The sequence below is a fragment of the Paenibacillus sp. oral taxon 786 str. D14 genome (assembly GCF_000159955.1).
Classification (GTDB): domain Bacteria; phylum Bacillota; class Bacilli; order Paenibacillales; family Paenibacillaceae; genus Fontibacillus; species Fontibacillus phoenicis.
This window is the reverse complement of the sequence record NZ_GG695970.1, coordinates 584,253-593,214: the sequence shown is the minus strand read 5'-3', so window position 1 is coordinate 593,214 and position 8,962 is coordinate 584,253. Positions and strand designations below refer to the sequence as shown.

Annotated in this window: 13 protein-coding genes; 2 read left to right on the top strand and 11 right to left on the bottom strand. The window is 49.8% G+C overall.

The genetic code is table 11. The annotated features are described in order from the left end of the window. The 4 genes from POTG_RS02795 to POTG_RS02780 form a co-directional block, all read right to left on the bottom strand. Positions 1-273: NUDIX hydrolase (locus POTG_RS02795; RefSeq protein WP_009223276.1), on the bottom strand; the 273-nt coding region annotated here is incomplete at its 3' end. Positions 274-298: 25 nt separating this feature from the next. Then, positions 299-787, bottom strand: a complete 489-nt coding sequence (locus tag POTG_RS02790) for a DMT family transporter (protein ID WP_009223275.1) — start codon at positions 785-787, stop codon at positions 299-301. A gap of 14 nt (positions 788-801) precedes the next feature. Next, positions 802-1,500 (bottom strand): Crp/Fnr family transcriptional regulator, encoded by a 699-nt coding sequence (locus POTG_RS02785; RefSeq protein WP_009223274.1) that lies wholly within the window; start codon positions 1,498-1,500, stop codon positions 802-804. Positions 1,501-1,541: 41 nt separating this feature from the next. Continuing rightward, on the bottom strand, positions 1,542-1,967 hold the full coding sequence (locus tag POTG_RS02780; protein ID WP_036643823.1) for a DMT family transporter: 426 nt from the start codon (positions 1,965-1,967) through the stop codon (positions 1,542-1,544). A 149-nt stretch (positions 1,968-2,116) separates the two neighbouring features. Between POTG_RS02780 and POTG_RS02775 the strand changes: the two genes are divergently transcribed. Continuing rightward, the gene (locus tag POTG_RS02775) at positions 2,117-2,677 is read left to right on the top strand and encodes a GNAT family N-acetyltransferase (protein WP_009223272.1); all 561 of its coding nucleotides are present in this window, start codon (positions 2,117-2,119) and stop codon (positions 2,675-2,677) included. 239 nt (positions 2,678-2,916) lie between these two features. Here the strand turns inward: POTG_RS02775 and POTG_RS02770 are convergent, their stop codons facing one another. Next, positions 2,917-3,354 carry a MarR family winged helix-turn-helix transcriptional regulator gene (locus POTG_RS02770; protein ID WP_009223271.1) on the bottom strand — a complete coding sequence of 146 codons (438 nt, stop codon included), beginning with the start codon at positions 3,352-3,354 and terminating at the stop codon, positions 2,917-2,919. Between the two features lie 148 nt (positions 3,355-3,502). Here POTG_RS02770 and POTG_RS02765 point away from each other — a divergent pair, with 148 nt between their 5' ends. Next, a complete protein-coding gene (locus POTG_RS02765; RefSeq protein WP_009223270.1) occupies positions 3,503-4,993 on the top strand; it encodes an MFS transporter in 1,491 nt (496 codons plus the stop codon). Positions 4,994-5,535: 542 nt separating this feature from the next. Here the strand turns inward: POTG_RS02765 and POTG_RS02760 are convergent. From POTG_RS02760 to POTG_RS02740, 6 genes are all read right to left on the bottom strand, one after another. Then, positions 5,536-5,784, bottom strand: coding sequence for a hypothetical protein (locus POTG_RS02760; protein ID WP_036643821.1), 249 nt, complete (start codon positions 5,782-5,784; stop codon positions 5,536-5,538). A gap of 14 nt (positions 5,785-5,798) precedes the next feature. After that, positions 5,799-6,272 (bottom strand): hypothetical protein, encoded by a 474-nt coding sequence (locus POTG_RS02755; protein WP_009223269.1) that lies wholly within the window; start codon positions 6,270-6,272, stop codon positions 5,799-5,801. A gap of 683 nt (positions 6,273-6,955) precedes the next feature. After that, entirely contained in the window at positions 6,956-7,081 is a 126-nt protein-coding gene (locus POTG_RS25080; RefSeq protein ID WP_269724320.1) for a hypothetical protein, read from the bottom strand. 309 nt (positions 7,082-7,390) lie between these two features. Next, complete coding sequence (locus POTG_RS02750; protein ID WP_009223268.1) at positions 7,391-7,681, bottom strand: hypothetical protein; 291 nt, start codon at positions 7,679-7,681, stop codon at positions 7,391-7,393. Positions 7,682-7,741: 60 nt separating this feature from the next. Continuing rightward, the gene (locus tag POTG_RS02745; RefSeq protein WP_157273281.1) at positions 7,742-8,368 is read right to left on the bottom strand and encodes a nucleotidyltransferase family protein; all 627 of its coding nucleotides are present in this window, start codon (positions 8,366-8,368) and stop codon (positions 7,742-7,744) included. After that, a partial coding sequence (locus POTG_RS02740) for an XdhC family protein (protein ID WP_198136139.1) occupies positions 8,361-8,962 on the bottom strand: 602 nt, incomplete at its 5' end. The genes POTG_RS02745 and POTG_RS02740, both read right to left, overlap by 8 nt.

Sequence of the window (8,962 nt, the reverse complement as noted above, 5' to 3'; positions counted from 1 at the left end):
GACCTCCGCAAAGTAACAGGTCATCCGTACAAGTATCCCTTCCGGCTTGCCGTCAGCTTGCGCTTCAAACGTTGCAAAGTAGTTGATCGTCTCCGGCTTTACGGTCACGGATAACTCCTCTTGAATCTCTCGTTGCAAAGTTTCGTGATCGGACTCGCCTGGTTCTCTTTTGCCGCCTGGTATATAAAACAGCTCTTTCCCCTTCGAACGGACATTTAACATGCGACCATTCCGCAGGTGAATCCAGGCGATTTTATCGATGTTTCCCTCCATATTTTGACGCCCCCTAACTCCAAGCTTAATTCAAAGCTTCTCTCTTCCGAACGGAGCTTTCCTTCTCGCTCTCACTTCCCCCGCCCAGCTTAAACACGAAGATCCCGCCGACAATCACTAACACACCGATCAGTTGATTCAACGTAAACGGCATCTTCTGTAAGCCGAGCCAGCCTAGCGAATCAAACAACAAGGCAAACCCCAACTCCGAAGTCATAACGATGGCTACAGCATACGTTGGCCCCAACAGTTTGACGCCCTGTACCATGCAAGTCACGACGCCAACCCCAATCAAGCCGCTGAACCAAAACCATAGCGGCATCCCGGGTAATGACGTAAACATTCCTTTTCCTTCAACGATCAGGCCAATGACAAAGGAGGCGGCAAACCCCAGACCTAACACCAGCGTCGTCGTCGTCCAATTGCCAGTCTGTTCATTCACCTTCGTATTAAACACGTTTTGCATCCCCACCAACGCTCCGGCAGTCAATGCGAACAATATCCCTAACAGCACGTCTCTCCGTCCCCCTATTCGTAAATATTCCGGCTTGCCAGTTTGTGAAGCCCTTCCCGATCCTTCACCGTGATGCCCTCGCGGCTTCGCTCAATCAAACCTAGCGCCGCAAATTTCTGCAGCACCCGGTTCAAATGGCGATAGCTGGTGCTGATTAAATTGGCTGCATCGGCCAAATCAGCAGTGCCGAGCTTCCCTTGAAACAGCGCATCCGCTTCGTCGAAAGAAACAGACAAGAGATAACTCGCCAGGCGGATCTCCACCGGATACAGCAGATTAAAGCTCATCGAGCTGGATTTCATATAAAACTTCTTGGTGATAATGTCCAGCAAAAAATGCAACAGCGGCGAATGATCCGCACCGTACTTCCGCAGCCAACGGTACTCTACCCCGATCATGTGAACCGGGGACACAGCCTCAACGGTATTGATGATATCCCCGTCCCGAATGTATTCGACATCCCCAATGACCTCCAGCGGATTTTTAAAGGAAATGACCAGCGTACGGCCTTCCGGAGAGGTGTTATAAATTTTGATCTTCCCCCGAACCAGCACGTACATGGTATGCGATGGCTCGCCTTGCGTGCAAATCAGCTCTCCTTGGTCAAACCCGTGAAGCGTCAGATAAGGCAGCAACGCTTTGGGAAATACCTTCTGAAGTCCATACGATTCGATATAGTCATTTAGCAGGTCCGGGTCTGCCACTTCTTTCATATCCGTTCTCCTCCTTGAGGCTTGGGCCATTCACTCATCCGTTAAAATTTGAGAATAATCACTCCCGCAATCATCAAGCCGATTCCGATAAACTGCGGCAGCCGCATTTTTTGCTTCGGTACACCAAACCAACCTAGGCTATCAATCAGAAAGGTGATGCACAACTGGGCAATCAAAACCGCTGAGATCGTCAAAGTGACTCCAACCTGCTGAATCGCTGTGACGTTGCTAAAAATAATAATCGCCGCCCAGGCCCCGCCGCTGATATACAACGGCTTCACCTTCCGCAAGTCGGGAAGCCCCCCGTCACGGACCATCAGCCAAATCAGCAAGGCCGCGACAAAGCCGGTACACTGAGTCAACGCCGCCGCCGGCCATGTGCCGATCTCGCCGCTGATTCTTGTATTCGCCACCCCTTGCAAGGTGATGAACGCCCCGGCCAAAAACGCAAACAACAAACCCCTCATCGTCTCTCTCCTCATTCTCGTTTTTCGCGATCCTTTATTTCAATACCTAATTAAAGGATATCTTCTGCCGTTTGGAAAGGACATATGTCCTGAATGCTGGTGGAAGGATAAAATAGAAGTAACCGTACATTTAAAATGGGGGGCCCAAAATGCAATGGACATTCACAACCTTGAACAAATGGGATGACGCTTGGTGGGACAAACTGGAACCTATCTATCGCGAAGCATTTCCGCACGGTGCCAAGCCAACAAAAGTGCTTCGGAGCATGCTGGATCGCGGGATCGCCAGCTTGCACGCGGGGCTGTTAGACGGCGAAGCGGTGGCGATGGGCGTCACCGGCCTCAGCGGCAAGCAGGGCCGCAAGCGCTTGATCCTCGATTATATGGCCGTGCGTCAAGATGTAAGAGGTCAAGGATTTGGCCGCCAGTTCTTCGCGGATATCCGCGACTATGCCGTGCAGGAACACCACGCCGAGGCGATCATCATTGAGGCGGAAGCGGAGGACACGGAAACGAACCGGGAGCGCCTCCGTTTCTGGATCCATTGCGGATTTATTGCCACACCTTACGTCCACCAATATATCTGGGTTCCCGAGCCGTATCGGGCGCTGTATCTCCCGCTAAATGATCAATTCACTGTAACCGATGACGGTCGATCGCTGTTTCAGGACATTACTTCGTTCCATCATCGTTCATTTCGCGGGCAGTAATGGGAGTTCTTATCGAGCAATGGAATGGTGCAACTAACAGTAAAAACTACTGTTAATTTTCAACCAACCGCCTTAATTGTTCTAATTAGCTGGAAAAAGTACCGTTATTTTCGATAAAATCCGCTGTTTTCGAGCAGATCAGCCAAATTAAAGGTAGGATTTACTGTTAATTCCCCTCGGTGGCGTAAATCGCGAAAAATAACAGTACGATTTACTGTTAATCTTCATCATCGGCTGATTCACACATTCTCATCGCTATTCAGCTTGCTCTCGTAAATTTTCGTAAGTAAGGTCTCGAGTTGATTGGTTTCCTCCTCGCTTAACACAGCCGTCAATCGGCGGTTAAAATCCGCTAAAATTTGCCGAAGCGTGGGCTCGAAGGCTCTTCCCTTTTCCGTCGGATACCACAAGATCGATCGCCGGTCGTGTTCGTTCACCCGCCGTTCTATGTAACCGGCCTCCTCCAGTTGTTTGACGGAGCGGGTCGTGGTCGCCTTGTCGAATTTGACCAGGTTCGTCAGCTGGTCCTGATTTAACCCGGGCGTCGCTAAGATCGCCAATAAATAGCTGTGGTTCCCGCCTCCGCCAATCCCATACGGCTTCAACAATGCGGTGACTTCCTTTTGGTTGATCCGTTGCAGATAGGAGATCAGTTTGCCAACGGAAGGGTAATTCATATCCCTGCACCTCTTTTGCGATTCTCATTTATGCAAATTTTAACTGAAATCAGTTGCGTTCGCAACTAAATTGGAGTACACTAGGATTGCTTAAAATAGTTGCGTTCGCAACAAAAAAAGGCTGGAGAAGAGAGAGGTGTGAAACGATATGGATATGACGACTCAACGTTCTGACCTTCGCACAACTTCCTATCAGGATGATCCGGACATTCAACGAAAACGTTGGTTGATCCTGATTGTATTAAATTTATTTACATTTATGTCGACGCTGGACGGAAGCATCGTCAATATTGCCCTGCCAGTGATCTCTAAAGAATTGCATCTTACCGTTGCCCAAGCAGAATGGATCGTTTCCGCATATTTGATGATGACCTGCGCAGCTATTCTTTTCTTCGGCAAACTGGGAGACATCGTTGGTAAAATTAAGGTGTTCAAATGGGGCATGGTGATTTTTACTGTGGGCTCTCTGCTGTGCGGCTTCAGCCATAACCTGCCGCTGCTCGTTGGCTCACGGCTGCTGCAAGCGCTTGGCGCCTCGCTTACCATGGCCAACAGTCAGGGAATTGTCACCGACATCTTCCCGGCCGGAGAACGAGGCAAAGCGCTTGGGTTCACCGGGACCTTCGTCTCGCTGGGAAGCATCACGGGCCCGAGCCTTGGAGGTGTGATCGTGTCGGCCTTAGGCTGGGAATATATTTTCTGGGTGAATGTCCCTGTCGGCCTCATCGCGATTGTCATCGGCTGGAAGCTGCTCCCGGCGGACCGAACCAAGCTGAAGGTGAAAATCGATAAAGCGGGCAGCACGCTGTTCCCCATCTTTATTCTGGCATTGTTCAGCGGCTTACTGTTTGGTCAGCAGCTTGGCTATCAGGATATCCGCATTGTGAGTGCGCTCGTCCTGGCGGTCGCCGTGTTCCTCGTGTTTCTGTGGATCGAGACACGCAGCGAAGCGCCGATGCTTCAACTGACGTTATTCCGCAATCCGTTGTTCAGCTTAAGCATTCTGTCGGGATTCCTGGTGTTTGTCGCCAACTTCTGCTTTAATATCATCGCCCCATTTTATACGCAAAGCATCTTAAACCTCTCGCCTTCGCATGCCGGGTTTCTGATGATGCTGTTCCCGATCGTCATGGTCATCGTCGCGCCGCTCAGCGGTGCATTGTCCGATAAGATCGGCTCCGAGTTGCTGACGTTCGTCGGGTTGATCGTGATGGTGATCGCGCAAATCGGGCTGGCCCGTTTGCACGACAGCAGCTCTATCGCCCAGGTGGGGGTATGGATTGCGATGCTTGGCCTCGGCAACGGTTTGTTCCAGTCCCCCAACAACTCGCTCATCATGTCGAAGGTTCCGAAAACCCAGCTGGGCATCGCCGGCAGCATCAACTCACTCGTACGCAATATGGGTATGGTTGTCGGCATCACCGTCGCGACCACGACTTTATTCAGCGTCATGAGCAGTCGGGCGGGCCGCCGGGTCACCGGATTGGTGCCGGATCGTCCCGATCTGTTTCTATCCGGCATGCATGTGGTGTTCATGACGTCCGCTACCATCTGTTTCGTCGTCGCCATTTTGACCGGCTGGCGGTTTTGGTCAGCAAAACGAGCGCAAGGGCGAGAACGGGTGCGTTCTACGTACTAACAGGAAATCTAATCAACCAGTCACTGATTCTCTTCAGACGACTGGTTGTTTAATCTTGAAAAGTATTACGTTTCTCTTTACTTCGCGATCAAATATCGTATTGAGTTATTAGCCCTAGCTCGTCAACATAAGTAATCGTTGATTGCAAGGTAGTTAATTGAACTCGAATCCTACAATACTTATTGTCTTTTTTCCAAGCAAGAATAACTTCCTCATTGGATGAGTCAAGCACCTTCCCGGATCCATCCCACGTGCCAAAACTAGGTTCGATATCCAGATAAGTCAGCGGGGCAAAGCTTCGATCACCGGACGAAGGAAAAGCATTTCAGTGACTTAGAAGTGGAAAATCCCTCAATGAGAAGGTGCCGGTTTACACCGCAGGTGATGAAAGACTCCGTAGGGAATAGAGGAGGGAATGATGCGCGCCGAAGGGATTTAGGTTTTCGCCTACCTCCGAAGGATGGGACGCGTCATGGCCCCGAAGGGAGATACAAATTTTAAGAGAGTAAAACAAAAGCGCCCACATGAGTGAGCGCTTGTGACTATAGTTTAATCTTCTCGAATGACTGATTTCTCTTTTCTCTTTCCTTGAGGATCCATTCCGGCAGATCAAATGCGATCTCACCGCTTTTTGATTTTCGGATAAACTCCGACATTGCAGCTCGTGTTGCAGGCGTGTCAGGAGCGTTGGGGATAGTTTGCGGTCCGCCTAAATCACCAAGATCGCTTCGTTTAATTTTAATTTGACTAGAAGCAAGCAGCTTGTTGTACGGCCGTCTATTCCTCATCATGTTTATCACGTCCTTTAGTAATAGTATAACTCAATAATGGCTTTCATGATACCACCGTTTATGCCCATCATGCCTTGCGGTAAAAGAAAAGCACAAAAATGTTTATGATAATAAGACTGTAATTTTGTTTTTGGCGTCAGCGCTAAGAATCCATCGAAACCAAGTCGGTCGCTCTCCAGGGAAGCGAATGCCAATAAAAGCTTCATCACATTCAAATAAAAGCGCGGCGGGTTCGCATTGTACCGAGTAGGAAAGGCAGAATCCAGGAGCACTACATAAATGTGATCCTCACGAATCTCAAAAGAGATACCACCAATGATACTGCCATTATGGTCATCCACGAGTTTATAGACCTTCCTTTTTGAACTATGCAGTTCTTTTCGCCAATCAAACGTCCATTTCATTCGTCTCGTGTCGCTTAATGTAGCTGGTTCAATTCTCGCTTTACGAAAAGAACCATCACTACATTCTAACCACCAATCTGCCATACATAAACCTCCTTCCATTACAGTATAAAGGAGACGCCACAATGACGTCTCCTATTTGAGTAGCTATACTATAACCAGCATTTCGCTTATCCAAGTTTGGAAAGCAGAGATGCATAAACGGATATACTTGATCCAGATCGGAGAGAAGACTGTAGGTTCATCAGTTGGGTAGCTGATTGAGCAATCTTCTTTTCTTCTCTGGATATCTCAGAGTAAATAATACTCATAATCATCCAATCCTTTCTGGCTATTAACAAAGCTTCGCTCCTTTCCAATCCAAAGTCTGTTCAAATTTTAAGAGGGCTCTCTGATAAGGAAGCCCTCTTTTTGATTTATATGGTTTCCTTGATGATCAAATACAACGTTACTTATTGATTCCCCGAATTGATATCAACAACCACTTTGCTTAAGGTCAAGACGGGCACATCAGAATCCGGAGTTAGGAAATCCCGTTGTTCCATCGGAAACCTATAAGCCGATCCGTAACTTCACTGCTCTGACAACTTTGAGTCAGGCCGCTGTAGTTTATAGCGCTTTCATCCTTTTCAGGAACATATGAGGTATATATTTTTCCGTTCGTGTCGATGAAGACAGCCATATCGACTTCACTAAATAATGACAAGTTAGTTGTCAGTCGAGATTCATTAATGACGTCATTGACACTTCGTTCAATCAGGGGATTACTAAAAATTCGACTTGATAGGAATGCCAAAATGCACAGCGGTATGAGGATTTAGCGGGATAAAAACGGTGAGCAGCTTGCTTTTAAACGACAATCCCCCAAACCAAATCCAGATACGCTGTTTCATGCTCAATTCACCTCTCTTTCCGAAACGCCTACCATAAGCGTACTATAATAAATGTATGTGTAATCCCACAGTAGCCCCCCTCCACCTCAGTTTTCAGCGTATGTACTTAACGGCTGTTCTTATATTGCCATAAAAAATACCCCTTAGAATTCATCGGAATAACCAGGGATTTTCCAATGTCTATTCTAAGGGGTGCACTTCATTAGATGATCCTGAAGGTGTTTTTAATTGTCTCACATTGCGGGGTCAGTCCCGTGAGAAAAACACCCTTATGGATCTTTTGCTTTTATAAAGAGGGATGGTACTATATTAGTCCTTCCACTCGAGTCCGTTCAGGATGCGATATTTCAATAAGGCAAGCAGGAAATCATCATAAAAATCTTTGCGAACAATGATTCGGTATTGGCGCTCCTGATCCTGATTCAAGTAAAACAAGACATCGGTGTACACGTCATTGTCCTCGAATCTTTTCTGCACTTCCCGCATTTTCGAGAATAGAGGCTCGTCCTGCAGGAAAGTCAACTCGAATTCCACATCCTCGTGATTCACCGTTTCACGAATGCGGACCTGCTCCGGATCGTAGTGATAGATCAACGGCATGTCTCGTCCCCCTCACGCTTTAGATTGATGCTCTAAGGGTATCGTGTCGCGGCGGCGAAGTCAACTTTTGGAAAAAGCCGACAACCGGTATCGAGCATACTCCTCCGGCGTGTCAATATCGCGGGGAGCAGGGCCCGGGATCTTCACTTCAAGGATCTGCTCCTTGTATTGTTGCAGCAGCTCCTTGGCTCCAACGTCACCGGCTAATGCCGTCAATTGAGGGAACAACGGCGCCGCAAACAACACGGGATGCGCCGGACGATCGTCATAACGCGCTTGCACGATCCAAGCTCCGGTTTGGATGAACGCTTCTGTCACTTGCCGTATAGCATTCGGCGAGATCTCCGGCTGATCGCCCAACACAATTTGAATTGCAGCTGGTGTATAACGCTCCTCCAGTTGCCGGACCCCGTCCGCCAGCGAGGCGCCAAGTCCCCGGTTGGCCTGCGACGTCGTCAACCATTCCACCGGCAGGCCCTCGGTATCTTCGCGACGAAGCGGCCCACCTTCAGCAGTAATAACCGCAACCCGCACATTTCCTCCCGCCAGCACCTGGTGCATCGTTTGCTGAAGCAGATTCCCGCGCGGCGCCGGAAGCAGCAGCTTGGGCTCGCCCATTCGCCGGGAAGCCCCACCCGCGAGAATTAACGCCCATACGTCTCTAGTGCCTGTTCTGTGCTCACACACGGCAGGACTCCGGGAAGGTTGGTTCGTTAAGGAACGAAGGTTGCGAAGCCGGCAATGAAGCTTCCTTCCCTCCCCCGCGGATTGCCCCTTTCCGATCACGCAGGAATCCGCCGGAACGTCCATTTTTAACGGCAGTTACTTCTGCTAAGATGCTCATTGCAATCTCTTCAGGGGTTTCCGCGCCAATGTCCAGCCCTACTGGCGAATAGAGTTTATCCAGCAGCGCAGGTTCGATCGCGCGTTCCGGCTCGCCAGGGTTCCGAATTGGCTCCAGAATCTTCTCCAACCGGTAGCGGGAGCCGACCAGGCCGACATATTGGACCTCCGGCGTGAGCATCTTGTGGACCGCCTCCCTGTCCAGCTCCAGGTTATGCGACATGACGACGACGTATTTGCCGCGGACATCGACCTGCTCAAACGCGAAGCGCGGGATAATCTGCAGCTCGTCCGCTGCAGGAAACCGCTCCCGCGTCGCTTTCCCCGTCGCATGGTACGCGACGGTCACCCGCCACTGCAGCCGGCGCGCCAGGCTGCAGAGCAAGCGCGCATCGTCGCCAACGCCGACGATGACCAGCTCCGGGCGCGGTGCGACCC

Coding starts and splice junctions, on each gene's coding strand:
- POTG_RS02765 (WP_009223270.1), top strand. CDS start 3,503: ATGGATATGACGACTCAACGTTCTGACCTTCGCACAACTTCCTATCAG.
- POTG_RS02770 (WP_009223271.1), bottom strand. CDS start 3,354: ATGAATTACCCTTCCGTTGGCAAACTGATCTCCTATCTGCAACGGATC.
- POTG_RS02760 (WP_036643821.1), bottom strand. CDS start 5,784: ATGATGAGGAATAGACGGCCGTACAACAAGCTGCTTGCTTCTAGTCAA.
- POTG_RS02775 (WP_009223272.1), top strand. CDS start 2,117: ATGCAATGGACATTCACAACCTTGAACAAATGGGATGACGCTTGGTGG.
- POTG_RS02755 (WP_009223269.1), bottom strand. CDS start 6,272: ATGGCAGATTGGTGGTTAGAATGTAGTGATGGTTCTTTTCGTAAAGCG.
- POTG_RS25080 (WP_269724320.1), bottom strand. CDS start 7,081: ATGAAACAGCGTATCTGGATTTGGTTTGGGGGATTGTCGTTTAAAAGC.
- POTG_RS02750 (WP_009223268.1), bottom strand. CDS start 7,681: ATGCCGTTGATCTATCACTACGATCCGGAGCAGGTCCGCATTCGTGAA.
- POTG_RS02780 (WP_036643823.1), bottom strand. CDS start 1,967: ATGAGGGGTTTGTTGTTTGCGTTTTTGGCCGGGGCGTTCATCACCTTG.
- POTG_RS02785 (WP_009223274.1), bottom strand. CDS start 1,500: ATGAAAGAAGTGGCAGACCCGGACCTGCTAAATGACTATATCGAATCG.